This is a genomic window from Streptomyces sp. NPDC048442, assembly GCF_040651475.1.
In the GTDB taxonomy this organism is placed as follows: Bacteria; Actinomycetota; Actinomycetes; order Streptomycetales; family Streptomycetaceae; genus Streptomyces.
In genome coordinates, this window is the sequence record NZ_JBEZKB010000019.1 from 15,684 (window position 1) to 31,526 (window position 15,843).

Below are 15,843 nucleotides of genomic sequence, written 5' to 3' on the forward strand. Positions count from 1 at the left end.
TCCGTAACCATTCGCCCCTGAGCTGGGACGATGAGTCACTCTTCGATAACGTCATGGTGATCGTTCGGTAGAGAGTGGAACCCTTGCCGGTCGTGGGGCGTTCCCTGGACGGGGACAGCGGCACTGACCACGCACTGACCACACCGACAGGGACTGTCACGGGGGTGATGGACCCGCCACGCACACCGGCGTGCGTACGGCGGGAGACGTGCGACTGCGACACAGCAAGGCAAGGGGCCGTGCGGATGGCTGGACTGGCTGGACTCTCAATGGACGGGTCGAACCCCGATGTCAGCCTGCTCTACGACATCAACGGGATCGCCGCCGATGCGCCGGGCTGGGTCGACCGGATCATGGAGTACGTCGGCGAGTACGGCATCATGCTCGGCCTCGTGCTGGTGGCCCTGTGGTGCTGGTGGCGCGGGCGCAGCCGTGGGACGGCGGAGGATTCCGTGGCGTCGGCCGCCGCGATCGTCTGGGCGCCGCTCGCGGCCGGGATTGCCTTGCTGGTCAACATCCCGATCCGGGGGTTCGTGGAGCGTCCGCGCCCGTTCCTGGAGCACAAGGGACTTGAGGTCCTGGTGAAGGGGAAGACGGACTTCTCTTTCGTGAGCGATCACTCGACGATGGCGATGGCGATCGCGATCGGTGTCTTCATGGCGAACCGGAAGTGGGGTCTGCTCGCGGTCGGGCTGGCGCTTGCGGAGGGCTTCTGCCGGGTGTACATGGGGGTCCACTACCCGAGCGACGTGATCGGTGGATTCGCGCTGGGGACCGCTGTGGCGCTGCTGCTCGCGCCGCTCGCGATGATGCTGCTGACGCCCGCGACGGCGGCCGTCTCCCGCTGGGGCGCGACGAGTTCACTCGTACGGTCGCGGAAGGCGCGGGACGGGGACGACGAGCGGCGGGCTGCCGCGCTGGCCGGACAGGCACGGGCGGCGGCGGCTTCGCGGCGACGGGGCGACGGTGGGGATTCGGCGGTCAGTGACCTTGCTGCGTGAGTCGCGTAGGTGGGTGGAGATTCAGAGCGCCTGGGGGAAGTCGAAGAGGCGGGTCGGGTCGTAGCGGGACTTGAGCTCGGCCAGGCGGTCGGCGGCCGTGCCGTAGTAGGCGCGGCGCCAGTCGGGGAGGTTCGCGTCCGGGTAGTTCTGGTAGGCCGAGCCGGATGCGTGGCGGCGCATGGAGTCATGAGTGGCCGTCAACCACTTTTGCTGCGCGATGCCGGGGGTGCCGGGGCGCCAGGAAGCCGTGTACTGGGCGAGTACGCGCATGTTCCGGTGGACGAATGACGTGGCGTCAGGGGCGATCCGGTTGATCGCACCGCCCAGTGCGGTCAGGGCGATCGTGCCTCCGCCGCCGCCCTGGGCGGCCGTGATGCGGGTGAAGTTCTCGATCCCCGTGAGGAGGGTCCGTATCCCCGCGGGAGTAAGCGTGCGGGCGAAGAAGTCCGAACGGGAGGCGTATGTCTCGCGGTTGAGGGATCCCTCGGGGGTGCGGCCGGGGGTGGTTCCCGGGAGATGGCACTGGGCGGCGGAGAGGTCCGCGCAGCCCGCGTACAGGAGCATCGAGTCCTGGAAGCCGCGGGAGCGCAGGGTGGTGGAGCGGGGGGCTCCGGCTTTCGCGGTGAGGCGGTCCAGGGCGTTCGCCAGGTCGGACTTGGACCCGAGGGAGAACGCCGCCAGGGAGATCGTGGGGTTGCCGCCCACCGCTCCCGCGGAGATGTGCGCGGAGGACCAGATCTCGTCGGGCTGGTCCGGGCCCCACTCCTGCCAGGCGGTGAGGACCGCGGCGGCCTTGGACCAGGGCCAGGAGAGATAGCCGGTGACCGCCTGCGGGGCCGGGTGGGTGCGGAATTCGAGTGCGGTGACGACGCCGAACTGGCCGTTGCCTGCGCCTCTCAGGGCCCAGAAGAGGTCGGGGTTCTGGGTCGCGCTGCAGCGGAGGGTTTTGCCGTCGGCGGTGATGAGGGTCGCGGCGGTGAGGCTGTCGCAGGTCAGGCCGTACGCGCGCGAGACGACGCCGTGGCCGCCGCCGAGGGTGAGGCCGGAGATTCCCACGGTGGGGCAGGAGCCGCCAGGAATCGTACGGCTCCTTGAGGTGGTGAGGGTGCGGTAGACGTCCAGGAGTTTCGCGCCGGCGCCGATGGTGGCGGAGGTGGGGGTGGGGGTCTTGATGGTGGCGAGTGGTGACACGTCGATGACGAGGTGGTCCGCGCCGCTGGACCAGCCGGTGTACGAGTGGCCGCCGTTGCGGATCGAGACGGGGGTGCGGGTCGCTCGGGCGAACGCGAGGGCCTCGCGGATGTCGGCCGTGTGCGCGACGTAGGCGACGGCGGCGGGCTTCTGGTCGTCGAAGCGGGGGTTGTAGAGCTGGCGGGCGGTGGGGTAGGCGGGGTCGCCGGGGCGGATCAGGGGGCCTTCCAGGGAGCGGGCCAGGGCGGGCCAGTCCTGGGGGGTGGGGGGTTTGGGGGGCTTGGGGCGCTGGGGAGCGGGGGGCTTGGGGCTGGGGGCCGGTGGCTGGCTGGGTGGGGTGGGTTTGGGGTCGCCTTGGCAGGCGGTGGCCGTGGCCAGGGCGAGGGTCGCGGCGGTCGCGGCGGTGGTGGTGAGGAGGGTGCGGCGGGGCAGGGTCATGGGGTCTCCTCCCTGGGCCATGGGGTCTCCTCCCTGAGGCGGGGGGGGGCTCCTCCCTTCCCTGGGAGGGACGGTGAAGTGGGGGTGGGGGTTCCCGGGCGGGGCCGGTCGGGGTGTGCGGGTGGGGGTTCCCGCCTGCGGCTGGTCGGAGTGTGCGGGTGGGGCCGCTGCGCGGGGCTGTCCCCTCCCCGCCCCTTCCCGAAACCGGGGGCTCCGCCCCGGACCCCGATTGCCTGTGCGGGTGCGTTGGGGCTGGTGGCGCAGTTCCCCGCGCCCCTAAAGGGGCGCCCCGTTACGGGGTGGGTTGCGTGTGTTCCGTTGCGTCTGTGCGGGCTCTGTCTCTGCTTCGGCGGGCGGGGCCGCGCCAGCCGCAGGTGCAGTGGGCGTGGCAGAAGGAGCCTCGTTCGGTGGTGGTGGTGCGGTGGGGGGCGGGGCCTGTGGAGGGCTCGTTCTCGGGCACAGGTCCACGGTACGGCGTGACGAAGTTGCGCGAGGGCTCGTTGAACGGGGCGAGCAGGAGGCTCGTACTCCGGAGGCGGACGGATGGACAGGGTGAGCGGTGGGGCGGTCGCACTGGCCGTCGTGGCCGGGCTGGTGGGGACCACGGCAGGGTGCAGCGGGGGTGGGGCCGTTGCCGAGGACCGGCGGGGCGGCGACCCCGGCGGGACCGTGCGCAGAGCCGCCGACGTGGTGCTGCGGGCGGGCAGCGCGGGGGATGTGCGTACGGCCATGGAGATGGCGGCCGGCGGGACCCGGGTCACTATCCGGGGGACGGGGAATTACGACTTCCGGGGGCGGAGCGGGCAGTTGAGGGTGCTGCTGCCGACCGGGCCCGCCGGGCAGCAGGAGCACCGGCCGATGGTGGAGGTGTTCGCGCCCGGGGCGCTGTTCATGAAGAACCGCGGCGCGGGGGTGCCCGCCGACAAGTGGGTGCGCATCGAGACCGCGTCGCTCTCGGACGGGAACCTGGTGACGGGCGGGGCCACCGACCCCCTGGCGGCCGTCGAGCTGCTGCGCGGCGCGCGGGAAGTTTCGTACGTGGGGGAGGAGAACGGGCTGCGGCACTACCGCGGCGTCGCCGACCTGGGGCGGGCCGCTCGGGCCGCGACCGCGGAGCTGCGCGGGCCGCTCGGGGCGGCGGCGAAAGGGCTCTTCGGGAAAGGCGTGGCGTTCGATGCGTATCTGGATGACCTGGGGCGGGTGCGGAAGGTGCGGCACCGGTTCAGCTTTGTCAATGCGGGGAAGGCGGTTGCGGTGACGTCCACGACCGGGCTGGAGGGGTTCGGGAGGCCGGTGCGTATCGTGCTGCCGCCGGTGAAGGACATTTACCTGGGGAAGATCCGTCAGTAGGCGGATACCTGGGGAAGATCCGTCAGCAGGCGGATCGGTGCCGTACTTGCCCGGCGTGCCCCGGCGCATGGCGAGGGCGGGTGGGGGCGAAATGGTCCGTCCGTGCCATGCGCGGTGTGTGCTGTCCTCCCTACGCTAGGAAACCGGCCCGCGGCGGAAGAAGTCGGAAGAGGTGATGCAGGTGGTTCCCATGCGTGGTGCGGCCGTACAGGACCGCGTTGCCCTCGCCGAGATCGAGCTGTGCGGTGAGTTGATGATCGCGGCGTCCTCGGCGGACGGGGATCGGCTCAGTTCGGACCGGATCGACGAGGTGCTGTTGCTCGCTGCGAAGGAGTTCGACTAGCGAGTGGCAGGAGAGAGTGCGAGGAGGGGGGAAGGGGCATCGGCCGCTTCCCCCCTCCTCGTACCTCGTACGTAGGGAAATCCCCAGAGGTCGAGGACCAGAGGTCGGGGACCAGGGGTCGAGGCCAGGGGTCAGGTGCGCAGCAGGCGGGCGATGGCCTTCGTCGCTTCCTCGACCTTGTCGTCGATCTCCGTCCCGCCCTTGACCGCCGCGTCCGCGACGCAGTGCCGCAGGTGTTCCTCCAGGAGCTGGAGGGCGAAGGACTGGAGGGCCTTCGTGGAGGCCGAGACCTGGGTGAGTATGTCGATGCAGTAGACGTCCTCGTCGACGAGCCGCTGGAGGCCGCGGATCTGGCCCTCGATGCGGCGCAGGCGCTTGAGGTGTTCGTCCTTCTGCTTGTGGTATCCGTGCGTCGTGGCGGGGGCCGGCGATGCCGCGTCCGGCACGGTCACGTCGGCCGCCTCTTCGGTGGTCGTCATCGCGTCCTCCAGGGGAAGGTCAGCGGGGGTTTGATACCCCTCGTGGGTATATTCTACGGGGTTCCGGGGCGAGCCGCGGGGGTGCTGCAGGGGTCCTGCGGGGGTCCTTGCCCGCCACTCTGCCCGATGGGCGACACTGAGGAACGCCGGTTAGCCGTGGCCGGATGATGCGCCTAGCATCAGCCTGACCGAATCCAATGCACCCCGAGGACCCCACGTGCGCTTTCGTCTGACCCCCCGGGAGACGAGCTTCTACGACATGTTCTCCGCATCCGCGGACAACATCGTCACGGGCTCCAAGCTCCTCATGGAACTGCTCGGCGCGGATTCCTCCGCCCGGGCCGAGATCGCGGAGCGGATGCGGGCAGCGGAGCACGCGGGCGACGACGCCACTCACGCGATCTTCCACCAGCTGAACTCTTCCTTCATCACGCCGTTCGACCGCGAGGACATCTACAACCTCGCCTCGCAGCTCGACGACATCATGGACTACATGGAGGAGGCCGTTGATCTGGTCGTCCTCTACCAGGTGGAAGAGCTGCCCAAGGGCGTCGAGCAGCAGATCGAGGTGCTGGCGCGGGCCGCCGTGCTGACCGCCGAGGCGATGCCTGGGCTGCGCACGATGAGCAACCTCACCGAGTACTGGATCGAGGTCAACCGGCTGGAGAACCAGGCCGACCAGATCCACCGCAAGCTGCTCGCCCAGCTCTTCAACGGCAAGTACGACGCCATGGAGGTGCTGAAGCTCAAGCAGATCGTGGACGTGCTGGAAGAAGCAGCCGACGCCTTCGAGCACGTGGCGAACACGGTGGAGACCATCGCCGTCAAGGAGTCCTGACTTCGTGGACACCTTTGCGCTGATCGTGACCATCGGTGTCGCGCTCGGTTTTACGTACACCAACGGCTTCCACGACTCGGCGAACGCGATCGCCACCTCGGTGTCGACGCGCGCGCTGACGCCGCGTGCGGCGCTCGCCATGGCCGCGGTCATGAACCTCGCCGGTGCCTTTCTCGGGCAGGGCGTCGCGAAGACCGTCAGTGAGGGCCTGATCGCGACTCCGCACGGGCAGAAGGGCATGGCGATCCTCTTCGCCGCGCTCGTCGGTGCGATCGTGTGGAACCTCGTGACCTGGTACTTCGGGCTTCCTTCGTCGTCCTCGCATGCACTGTTCGGTGGCATGGTGGGCGCGGCGCTGGCCGGGGGGACCGAGGTGATCTGGGGCGGCGTGCTGTCCAAGGTCGTCATTCCGATGTTCCTGTCGCCGTTCGTCGGCCTGATCATCGGCTATCTGGTGATGGTCGCGATCATGTGGATGTTCCGGAGGTCGAACCCGCACAAGGCGAAGCGCGGCTTCCGTATCGCCCAGACGGTCTCGGCGGCCGGCATGGCGCTCGGTCACGGTCTGCAGGACGCGCAGAAGACCATGGGCATCGTGGTGATGGCGCTGGTCATCGCCGATGTCGAGGGTCAGAGCGACGCGATTCCGATCTGGGTCAAGATCGCCTGTGCGCTGACGCTTTCGCTCGGTACGTACGCGGGCGGATGGCGGATCATGCGGACGCTCGGCCGCCGGATCATCGAGCTGGACCCGCCGCAGGGCTTCGCGGCGGAGACGACCGCTGCTTCGGTGATGTACACGGCTTCGTTCATGTTCCACGCGCCGATCTCGACGACGCATGTCATCACGTCGGCGATCATGGGCGTCGGCTCGACGAAGGGCCCGCGGGCCGTGCGCTGGGGCGTTGCCAAGAACATCGTGATGGGCTGGTTCATCACGATGCCGGCGGCGGCCGTGGTGGCCGCGGTCAGCTTCTGGGCCGTGCAGCTGGCCTTCGGCTAGAGCAGGTTCTCGTACGAGATTTACGTAGGAGTAGGAGGGGCCCGCCCCCGGTGTTCGCACCGGGGGCGGGCCCTTTCGCCTTGCGGTGGCACCGCCATGCAGCACCGCAAGTGTGTGGGGAGGCTCGTACGTCCGGCCTCGTACGGTCTAGCCGAAGCGGCCCGAGATGTAGTCCTCGGTGGCCTGGACGGAGGGGTTCGAGAAGATCCGCTCCGTCTCGTCGAGCTCGATGAGCTTGCCGGGCTGGCCGACGGCCGCCAGGTTGAAGAAGGCCGTGCGGTCGGAGACGCGGGCGGCCTGCTGCATGTTGTGCGTCACGATGACGATCGTGAAGCGCTCCTTGAGCTCGCCGATCAGGTCCTCGATGGCGAGGGTGGAGATCGGGTCCAGGGCGGAGCAGGGCTCGTCCATCAGCAGGACCTGGGGCTCGACCGCGATGGCGCGGGCGATGCAGAGGCGCTGCTGCTGGCCGCCGGAGAGGCCGGAGCCGGGCTTGTTGAGGCGGTCCTTGACCTCGTTCCAGAGGTTGGCGCCCTTGAGGGACTTCTCGACGGTGTCGGCCAGCTCGGACTTCTTGTACGAGCCGTTGAGGCGCAGGCCCGCCGCCACGTTGTCGAAGATCGACATGGTGGGGAACGGATTGGGGCGCTGGAAGACCATGCCGACGGTGCGGCGTACGGAGACCGGGTCGACGTTGGACGCGTACAGGTTCTCGTCGTCCAGGAGGACCTTGCCCTCGACGCGGCCGCCCGGGGTGACCTCGTGCATGCGGTTGAGGGTGCGCAGGAAGGTGGACTTTCCGCAGCCGGACGGGCCGATGAAGGCGGTCACGGAGCGGGGCTCGACGGTCATCGAGATGTCGTCGATCGCCTTGTGGGTGCCGTAGAAGGCCGAGAGGCCGGATACGTCGATTCGCTTTGCCATGGTGACGGTCACTTCGCTTTCAAGGGTGTCGCGTCAGCGACCGGTCTTGGGGGCCTTCCAGCGGGCGATGCCGCGGGCCACCAGGTTGAGGATCATGACGAAGGCGATCAGGACCAGGGCGGCTGCCCAGGCGCGGTCGTACGACGCCTCGCTGCCCACCCGGTACTGCTCCCAGATGTAGAAGGGGAGCGAGGACTGGGCGCCGTCGAAGGGGTTCGAGTTGATCAGCTGGGAGCCGAAGACGAGGAGCATGATCGGGGCGGTCTCGCCGGCGATGCGGGCGATGGCCAGCATGACGCCGGTGGTGATGCCGCCGACGGCGGTCGGCAGGACCACCTTGAGGATCGTGCGCCACTTCGGCACGCCGAGGGCGAGGGAGGCCTCGCGCAGCTCGTTCGGTACCAGCTTCAGCATCTCCTCGGTGGACCGTACGACCACCGGGACCATCAGGATCGCGAGCGCCAGGGCGCCCATGAAGCCGGAGGGCTGGAGCTCGAACATCAGCATGATCGAGAGGAGGAAGAGGCCCGCGACGATGGACGGGATGCCGGTCATGACGTCGACGAAGAACGTGACCGCCTTGGCCAGTGCGCCCTTGCCGTACTCGACCAGGTAGACGGCCGTCAGCAGGCCGACCGGCGCGGCGACCAGGGTGGCGATGCCGACCTGCTCCATGGTGCCGATCAGGGCGTGGTAGACGCCGCCGCCCGCTTCGAAGCCGGGGACGCCGGCCATCGAGTGGGTGAGGAAGTAGCCGTCGAGGACCTTGATGCCGCGGCTGACCGTCACCCACAGGAGGGAGGCGAGCGGGATGATCGCGAGCAGGAAGCAGACCCAGACGACGCTCGTGGCGACGCGGTCCTTGGCCTGGCGCTTGCCCTCGACGACGGTGCTGGCCGTGTAGGTCAGTACGACGAAGAAGAGGGCGGCGAGCAGACCCCACTGGACCTTGCTCTGCCAGCCGGCGACCGTGCCGAGGCCGATCGCGAGGGCGAGCGAGACGACGCCGAAGCCGATCGGGGACCAGCGCGGGAGGCTCTTGCCCGAGAGGGAGTTCGTACGGGCGACGGGGGCGGGGATCGTGTCCTGGGTCATCGTTGCCTGGCTCATGCGTTGGCCCCCGAGTACTCCTTGCGGCGGGCGATGATCAGCCGCGCCGCGCCATTGACGAGCAGGGTGAGGACGAAGAGGACGAGGCCCGAGGCGATGAGTGCGTCGCGCCCGTACTCGTTGGCCTCGTCGAACTTCGCCGCGATGTTCTGCGCGAAGGTGCCGCCGCCCGCGTCGAGCAGGTGGCCGGAGAAGAGGAAGCTGGGGGAGAGGACCGTGGCGACGGCCATCGTCTCGCCGAGCGCGCGGCCCAGGCCCAGCATCGATGCGCTGATCACGCCGGAGCGGCCGAAGGGGAGGACCGACAGGCGGATGACCTCCCAGCGGGTGGCGCCGAGGGCCAGGGCTGCTTCCTCGTTCATCTTCGGGACCTGGAGGAAGACCTCGCGGCTGACGCTCGTGACGATGGGGAGAATCATGATCGCCAGGAGGATGCCCACGGTGAACAGGTTGCGGGCGGGGCCGACCTCGGTCTTCTCGAAGATGAGCGTCCAGCCGAGGAACTCGTCCAGCCAGGAGTTCAGTCCGCCGAGGTACGGGACGAGGAAGAGGGCGCCCCAGATGCCGTAGATGATCGACGGCACGGCGGCGAGGAGATCCACGACGTACGCGAGGGGCGCGGCGAGCTTGCGCGGGGCGTAGTGCGAGATGAAGAGCGCGATGCCGACGGCGATCGGAACGGCGATCAGCATGGCGATGATCGAGCTGACCACGGTGCCGTAGAGGAGCACGGCGATGCCGAAGACCGGGGGGTCTCCGGAGGGGTTCCAGTCGAACGTGGTGAAGAAGTTGCCCTCGTTGCCGGAGATGGCGACTACCGAGCGGACCGTCAGGAAGGTGGCGATGGACGCCATCACGACCAGGAGGAGGATGCCGGAGCCGCGGGAGAGGCCGAGGAAGATCTTGTCGCCGGGGCGGGTGGCGGATCCCGTGGCCCTGACCTTGGCCTTGCCCTCGGCGGGCGGGGGAGGTGCCGGTGGGGAGTCTGTGGGTGCTGCGGTGGGTGGCATGGCGGGTCTTTCCGGTCTGGGAGGGAGCGGGGCGCCGGTGGTGGCGGGGGTGCTCCCGGGCGGCGGTGCACCGGATGGTGGGGCGGGGTGGGCGGGGCTGGCGGGTGGGGCGGTCGTGGGGTGGGCGGGGGTGAGGGGGCGGCTCCGCGTGGGGGCCGCCCCCTTGCCCACCCTTCCCCAAGCTCTCGGCTTCGCTCGAGCAGGGGAGACCCCACTGCCCCCGGGGGGCGGCCCCGCTGCCCAAGGGGGCTGGGGGCGGTGGGGGCGGCCCCGTTGCCCAAGGGGGCTAGGGGGGCTGGGGGCGGAGGGGGAGGGTGGGGTTGGCCGGTCGGGCCGTCCCACCCGGCCCCGGTTACTTCAGGCCGGCGATGGTTTCGCGGACCTTGGAGTTGATTTCGGCGGGGATCGGGGCGTAGCCGTTCTCGGAGAGGATCTTCTGGCCCTCGTCGGAGGCGGTGTAGCCGAGGAAGGACTTCACGTTGCCGAGCGATTCGGCCTTGTTGCCGGAGTCGCAGACGATCTCGTACGTGACCAGGACCAGCGGGTACGCGCCCTCGGCCTTGGTCGTGTAGTCCAGGCTGAGCGCCAGGTCCTTGCCGGTGCCCTTGATCTTGGCGGCGGCGATGGCCTTGGAGGCGTTCTCCGAGTTGGCGGCGACCGGGGCCGCCGCACCCGTGTTGACCTTGACGGTCGGGATGGACTGCGAGGTCGCGTAGCTCAGCTCGAAGTAGCCGATGGAGCCCTCCACCTGCTTCACCTGGGCCGCGACACCGGCGGAGCCGTTCGCACCCTGGCCGCCGGGGGCGGGCCACTTCTTCTCGGCTTCGTACTTCCAGTCGGCGGGGGCGGCCTTGCCCAGGTACTTGCCGAGGTTCTGGGTGGTGCCCGAGTCGCCGGAGCGGTGCACCGACTGGATCGCCGTGTCCGGGAGCTTGGCGCCCGGGTTCAGCTTGGCGATCGCCGGGTCGTTCCACTTCTTGATCTGGCTGTTGAAGATCTTGGCGGTGGTGGAGGCGTCGAGGACGAGGTTCTCCACGTTCGGCAGGTTGTAGCCGATCGCGATCGGGCCGCCGACCATCGGCAGGTTGATGCCCTGGCCGGACTTGCAGACCTTCTTCGAGGCCTCGACCTCGTCGGGCTTCAGCGCGGAGTCCGAACCGGCGAAGCCGACCGTGCCCGTGGTGAAGTTGGAGATGCCGTCGCCGGAGGAGGAGGACTTGTAGTTGATCTCCACGCCCTGGCAGGCGGCCATGTAGTTCTTGACCCAGAGGTCCATGGCGTTCTTCTGCGCCGAGGAACCGGAGGCGAGCAGCTTGCCCTTGGCGCCGTCGCACTTGACGTTCTTGGCGGCGGAGCTGTTGCTGGTGCCCCCGGTGCTGCCACCACTGTTGTTGTCCGAGCCGCACGCCGTGAGGAGCAGGGCGCCGGAGACGGCGAGGGCGCCGACTGCGGTGGCGCGGAGCCGGTTCTTGCGCTGGAGCTTCATCACTCTCTGGTTCCTTCCGGGTGCCGCCTGTCCCTTGGGCGGGCGGCGTGCGTGGAGTCGTGGGGTGTACGTGAGCGGGAGGTTCCCGGCTGCTCGCCGGAGACCTTGTAAGTACGAAATTAGGCAGATCAGGTGAAGCGGCCTACGGGGGAGGGTGAACGCGAGGTGAACCGTGGCGGGCGGAGGGGTGTTGCTGCACGCCGGGGGGCGCGCGCTGTTGCGCTCACGCTGGTGGGAGGCGGTGTTCGGGGCTGCGCCCCGTGCACGGGGCGCGTCCGCGCGGCCTCACAGGCCGGACGGGCTGAAGTCGCGCGCACTCACACGCCGGACGGGCTGAAGTTGCGCGGCCTTAGATGCCGGACGGCTGAAGTTGCGCGCCCTCAGATGCCGGACGGGCTGAGCGGGACGACCCTCAGCAGCGCGGATATCAGCTCGCGGTCGCGGCGTTCGGTGAGGCGGTTTCCGGCCGCGACCGGGGGCAGCCAGAGGATGCGGTCCACCTCGTCGCACGGGACGAAGGTGCCGCCGGTGGACTCGGCCGCCCAGTAGTCGACCCTCTTGGGGCGGCCGCCCACGACGTACCGCACGGAGGGCAGCCGGGCCCCCGGCCGGCAGTGCTGACCTGTCTCCTCCAGCACTTCGCGCAGCGCGCCGGTCAGCGGGTCCTCGCCGCGTTTGAGCTTGCCCTTGGGGTGCGACCAGTCGTCGTAGCGCGGCCTGTGGACGAGACAGACCTCGAGGTCGCCGTCGTACGGGGCGCGGCGCCAGAGGACGCAGCCGGCGGCGAGGATCGTTCCCTTGCCGGTACGGGTGCCCGTACGGCTGCTTTCGGTCATCGGCGGACCACCTCGGTCACGTCTGCCGCAGCCGTAGCCGTGCGCCGCCACTGCCGCTGGAAGGTGAAGCGGGCCGCTTCGACCTCGTGGCGCTGTTCGGAGTGGAGTACTCCGAGCGCGTACGCCGTGGCCGGTGCGATGCGTGCGGTACGGGCCGAGGCCGCCGCCGCGGAGGCCGCTTCCGCCGCGTCGCGGTGCAGGTCCAGGGTGCGGCTCGCCTCGGTCAGGGCGGTGGTGTCGCCGCCGGTGACCTCCTGGGCGTACCGGTGCAGGCGCAGCAGCAGGCGGACCTGGTGCCAGGGGGAGTCCTGGCCCTCGTGGACGGCTTCCGAGTTGTACGGGCGGGCCGCGCGGCCCAGCGGAAGGGCGGCCACCGCTTCGGTCAGCCGGTGTTCGGCGTGGGCCGCGTACGGGGCCGGGTCGCCCGGCTCGACCGGTGCTTCGGAGGCGAGCAGTGCGACGGCGTCGGCGACCGCGTGGAAGCGGGAGGAGCCGAGGGCCTGGAGGGCGGCGGAGTGGGCGCGGGTACGGGCGAGGGTGAGCTGCCGCTCCAGGAGGGCCCCGGCACGGGCGATGCCGAGCGCGGTCTCTCGGGAGGGAGCCTCTCGGGAGAGGGCCTCGCGAGGCCCGGGAGCCGTCCCCGGCCCCTCTTGCCCCACTGGTCCCGCCTGTCCCCCTTGTCCCGCAGCATTCCCCCTCGCCACCGGCAGCGCCGTCGGCGCGCCCAGCCGCTGTAGCGCGTCCAGCAGCCGCTCCAGCCGGTCGGCGTACGCGTGCTCGCGCGCCAGCATCCCCGAAAGCCAGGCGAGTTCGGCCCGCAGTGGGTCCCCCCAGCCGCGGTCCGTCAGGGGGCGGAAGGTGTGCAGCGCGCCGCCGATCCGCCGCGCCGAACGCCGCATGTCGAGCGCGGAGCGCACGGACCGGTCCTGGTCGGTGGCGTCCGAGCTCTCCCGGTGGCGGCGCAGCGCGCGCAGGAACTCGGCGGCCTGCGCGTGCAGGTAGGAGGGGAGGAGGTCGCCCTGCGCGCGCGCAGGCGGGGTGGTCCCGGTCCTCGCGGGAGGAGTGCCCTCGGCCCTCATGAGAGAGTCGCCCCCCGCCCTCGTAAGAGATCCCTGGTGATGGTGTGTCGTGAGTGGCTCATGGCGTGGCACGTCGGCGCCTCCGGGCGTCGATCAGCATTTCCTGTACGTGGCGCAAGGGGTGTCCGTCCGCGTCCGTGGAGTGGCGGGTCCAGTTGCCGTCCGGGCCGAGGTGCCAGGAGGCCGTGGTGTCCGACATCCCGGTCTCCAGCATCCGGCTCAGCGCCGCGCGGTGCGCCGGGTCGGTGACCCGTACCAGCGCCTCTATGCGGCGGTCGAGGTTGCGGTGCATCATGTCGGCGCTGCCGAACCAGACTTCGGGCTCGCCGCCGTTGCCGAAGGAGAAGACCCGGGAGTGTTCGAGGAAGCGGCCGAGGATCGAGCGGACCCGGATGTTCTCGGATAGTCCGGTGACGCCGGGCCGTACGGCGCAGATCCCGCGCACCCACACGTCCACCGGCACACCGGCCTGGGACGCCCGGTACAGCGCGTCGATGACGGCCTCGTCGACCATCGAGTTGACCTTGATGCGGACGTAGGCGGGGCGGCCCGCCAGATGGTGGGTCACCTCCTTGTTGATGCGTGAAATCAGGCCGTCGCGAAGGGACTTGGGGGCGACGAGCAGTCTTCGGTAGGTCTCGCGGCGCGAGTATCCGGAGAGCCGGTTGAAGAGGTCGGAGAGGTCCGCGCCGACCTGCGGGTCGGTGGTCAGCAGGCCCAGGTCCTCGTACAGCCTGGCCGTCTTGGGGTGGTAGTTGCCCGTGCCGACGTGGCTGTAGCGGCGCAGCAGGTCGCCCTCCTGCCGTACGACGAGCGACAGCTTGCAGTGCGTCTTGAGGCCGACGAGCCCGTAGACGACGTGGCAGCCCGCCTCCTCCAGCTTCCTGGCCCACTTGATGTTGGCCTGCTCGTCGAAGCGGGCCTTGATCTCGACCAGTACGAGGACCTGCTTGCCGGACTCGGCCGCGTCGATCAGCGCGTCCACTATCGGCGAGTCGCCCGAAGTCCGGTACAGCGTCTGCTTGATGGCGAGGACGTCGGGGTCGGCGGCCGCCTGCTCCAGGAAGAGCTGTACGGACGTCGAGAAGGAGTCGTACGGGTGGTGCAGCAGCACGTCGCGCTCGCGCAGGGCGGCGAAGATGTCGGGGGCCGACGCCGACTCGACCTCGGCGAGGTCCCGGTGCGTCCCCGCGATGAAGCGCGGGAACTTCAACTCGGGCCGGTCGAGACCCGCGATGCCGAAGAGCCCGGTGAGGTCCAGGGGTCCTGGGAGCGGATACACCTCTCCGACCGAGACCTTCAACTCCCGTACGAGCAGGTCGAGTACGTAAGGATCGATGGACTCCTCGACCTCAAGGCGCACCGGCGGCCCGAACCGCCGCCGCATCAGCTCCTTCTCCAGCGCCTTGAGGAGGTTCTCGGCGTCGTCCTCCTCCACCTCCAGGTCCTCGTTGCGGGTGACCCGGAACATGTGGTGCGCCAGCACCTCCATCCCCGGGAACAGCTCTTCGAGGTGGGCGGCGATGACGTCTTCGAGCGGTACGTACCGCTCGGGCGAGGCCTCCAGGAAGCGGGAGAGCAGCGGCGGCACCTTCACCCGGGCGAAGTGCCGGTGACCGCTGACCGGATTGCGTACGACGACGGCCAGATTCAGGGACAGGCCGGAGATGTACGGGAAGGGGTGCGCCGGGTCGACTGCGAGGGGGGTGAGCACCGGGAAGATCTGCTGCTTGAAGAGCGTGAAGAGCCGTGACTGCTCCTTCTCGGTCAGCTCCGGCCAGCGGATCAGGTGCACGCCCTCGTCGGCGAGTGCGGGTGCGACGTCCTGCTGGAAACAGGCGGCGTGCCGGGCCATGAGCTCGCGGGACCTGGTCCAGATCAGATCCAGCACCTCGCGCGGCTGCAGCCCGGAGGCGGAGCGCGTCGCCACCCCGGTCGCGATCCGCCGCTTCAGGCCTGCCACCCGGACCATGAAGAACTCGTCGAGGTTGCTGGCGAAGATCGCCAGGTAATTGGCCCGTTCGAGGAGGGGGGTCGCCGGGTCCTCGGCCAGTTCGAGGACCCGCTCGTTGAAGGCGAGCCAGCTGCGCTCCCGGTCGAGGAAACGGCCCTGGGGCAGCGGCACCCGCGTCCCATCACCGAATTCGTTCGCCCCGCCCCCGTCCCCGTCCCTCCCCGCCTCCCGCTCCACGTACATGTCGAGGTCCGAGTCGAGGTCGGGATCGAGCCCGGGGGATGCCGCCGCCGCCAGGGTGTGCGGGCGGTGCGCGGCTATGGAACCGACGGAGGGCTGCGCGGGCTGGGAGTGCTGCACGGGGACGTCGGCGCCGGCGCCGGCGCTGCCGTGGGAGCTGCTGCTGGGCTGCGACTGCTGGCTCATGACCCCATTCTTCCGCGCGGGGCCCTCGGCGGGCGCGCCGAAATAGAGGGCGGCGGGCGGAGAGTGCACGAGGGGTCGCATTGAGCGAGGATCGCAAGGGTGTCTGAATCGGGGGTTACGGGGAGGTGGCGCCTGGGGGAGCGGAGGCTTGCGCCGACTCGTGCCGGGGGGAGCGGGGGCTTGTGCCCACCCGTGCCTGGGGGGTGTGGAGGCTTGTGTCGGCCCGTGCCTGGGGGTGCGGGGGCTTGTGCCCGCCCGTGCCCGGGGGGAGCGGCGTCGGCCCGCGCCTTGGGGGAGCGGAGGCTGCGTCGACCCGTGCCGGGGGGCGGAGGCTTGCGTCGACCCGTGCCCCTCGGGGAGCGGGGGCTGCGTCGA

General features: G+C 70.1%; 14 protein-coding genes. 5 read left to right on the plus strand and 9 right to left on the minus strand.

Going from position 1 to position 15,843, the window contains the following annotated elements:
- The first annotated feature begins 254 nt into the window (after positions 1 to 254).
- Positions 255 to 1,001, plus strand: coding sequence for a phosphatase PAP2 family protein (locus AB0D18_RS25965; protein WP_362423582.1), 747 nt, complete (start codon positions 255 to 257; stop codon positions 999 to 1,001).
- A 21-nt stretch (positions 1,002 to 1,022) separates the two neighbouring features.
- Here AB0D18_RS25965 and AB0D18_RS25970 read toward each other — a convergent pair whose 3' ends face one another.
- Positions 1,023 to 2,630, minus strand: coding sequence for an FAD-binding oxidoreductase (locus AB0D18_RS25970; RefSeq protein ID WP_362423109.1), 1,608 nt, complete (start codon positions 2,628 to 2,630; stop codon positions 1,023 to 1,025).
- A 543-nt stretch (positions 2,631 to 3,173) separates the two neighbouring features.
- On the opposite strand from AB0D18_RS25970, the gene AB0D18_RS25975 reads away from it, so the two are divergent.
- Positions 3,174 to 3,980: a hypothetical protein gene (locus AB0D18_RS25975; RefSeq protein WP_362423112.1), complete on the plus strand. Its 807-nt coding sequence runs from the start codon at positions 3,174 to 3,176 to the stop codon at positions 3,978 to 3,980.
- Positions 3,981 to 4,161: 181 nt separating this feature from the next.
- Positions 4,162 to 4,323, plus strand: a complete 162-nt coding sequence (locus AB0D18_RS25980; RefSeq protein ID WP_362423614.1) for a hypothetical protein — start codon at positions 4,162 to 4,164, stop codon at positions 4,321 to 4,323.
- Between the two features lie 131 nt (positions 4,324 to 4,454).
- Here the strand turns inward: AB0D18_RS25980 and AB0D18_RS25985 are convergent, their stop codons facing one another.
- Positions 4,455 to 4,802, minus strand: coding sequence for a metal-sensitive transcriptional regulator (locus AB0D18_RS25985; protein ID WP_362423115.1), 348 nt, complete (start codon positions 4,800 to 4,802; stop codon positions 4,455 to 4,457).
- A gap of 217 nt (positions 4,803 to 5,019) precedes the next feature.
- Between AB0D18_RS25985 and AB0D18_RS25990 the strand changes: the two genes are divergently transcribed.
- Both AB0D18_RS25990 and AB0D18_RS25995 read left to right on the plus strand, forming a co-directional pair.
- On the plus strand, positions 5,020 to 5,640 hold the full coding sequence (locus AB0D18_RS25990; protein WP_362423118.1) for a DUF47 family protein: 621 nt from the start codon (positions 5,020 to 5,022) through the stop codon (positions 5,638 to 5,640).
- Positions 5,641 to 5,644: 4 nt separating this feature from the next.
- Entirely contained in the window at positions 5,645 to 6,643 is a 999-nt protein-coding gene (locus tag AB0D18_RS25995; RefSeq protein WP_362423121.1) for an inorganic phosphate transporter, read from the plus strand.
- A gap of 147 nt (positions 6,644 to 6,790) precedes the next feature.
- Here AB0D18_RS25995 and pstB read toward each other — a convergent pair whose 3' ends face one another.
- From pstB to AB0D18_RS26030, 7 genes are all read right to left on the minus strand, one after another.
- Positions 6,791 to 7,567, minus strand: a complete 777-nt coding sequence (pstB, locus tag AB0D18_RS26000) for a phosphate ABC transporter ATP-binding protein PstB (RefSeq protein WP_362423124.1) — start codon at positions 7,565 to 7,567, stop codon at positions 6,791 to 6,793.
- A 33-nt stretch (positions 7,568 to 7,600) separates the two neighbouring features.
- A complete protein-coding gene (pstA, locus tag AB0D18_RS26005; RefSeq protein ID WP_362423127.1) occupies positions 7,601 to 8,677 on the minus strand; it encodes a phosphate ABC transporter permease PstA in 1,077 nt (358 codons plus the stop codon).
- A complete protein-coding gene (gene pstC / locus AB0D18_RS26010) occupies positions 8,674 to 9,687 on the minus strand; it encodes a phosphate ABC transporter permease subunit PstC (RefSeq protein ID WP_362423130.1) in 1,014 nt (337 codons plus the stop codon). Before pstC ends, pstA begins: the two co-directional genes overlap by 4 nt.
- A gap of 352 nt (positions 9,688 to 10,039) precedes the next feature.
- On the minus strand, positions 10,040 to 11,173 hold the full coding sequence (gene pstS / locus AB0D18_RS26015) for a phosphate ABC transporter substrate-binding protein PstS (RefSeq protein ID WP_362423133.1): 1,134 nt from the start codon (positions 11,171 to 11,173) through the stop codon (positions 10,040 to 10,042).
- Positions 11,174 to 11,553: 380 nt separating this feature from the next.
- Positions 11,554 to 12,009 (minus strand): NUDIX hydrolase, encoded by a 456-nt coding sequence (locus AB0D18_RS26020; RefSeq protein WP_362423136.1) that lies wholly within the window; start codon positions 12,007 to 12,009, stop codon positions 11,554 to 11,556.
- Positions 12,006 to 13,088, minus strand: a complete 1,083-nt coding sequence (locus AB0D18_RS26025) for a CHAD domain-containing protein (protein ID WP_362423140.1) — start codon at positions 13,086 to 13,088, stop codon at positions 12,006 to 12,008. Before AB0D18_RS26025 ends, AB0D18_RS26020 begins: the two co-directional genes overlap by 4 nt.
- A gap of 58 nt (positions 13,089 to 13,146) precedes the next feature.
- Positions 13,147 to 15,468, minus strand: a complete 2,322-nt coding sequence (locus AB0D18_RS26030; RefSeq protein WP_362423143.1) for an RNA degradosome polyphosphate kinase — start codon at positions 15,466 to 15,468, stop codon at positions 13,147 to 13,149.
- Positions 15,469 to 15,843 lie beyond the last annotated feature (375 nt).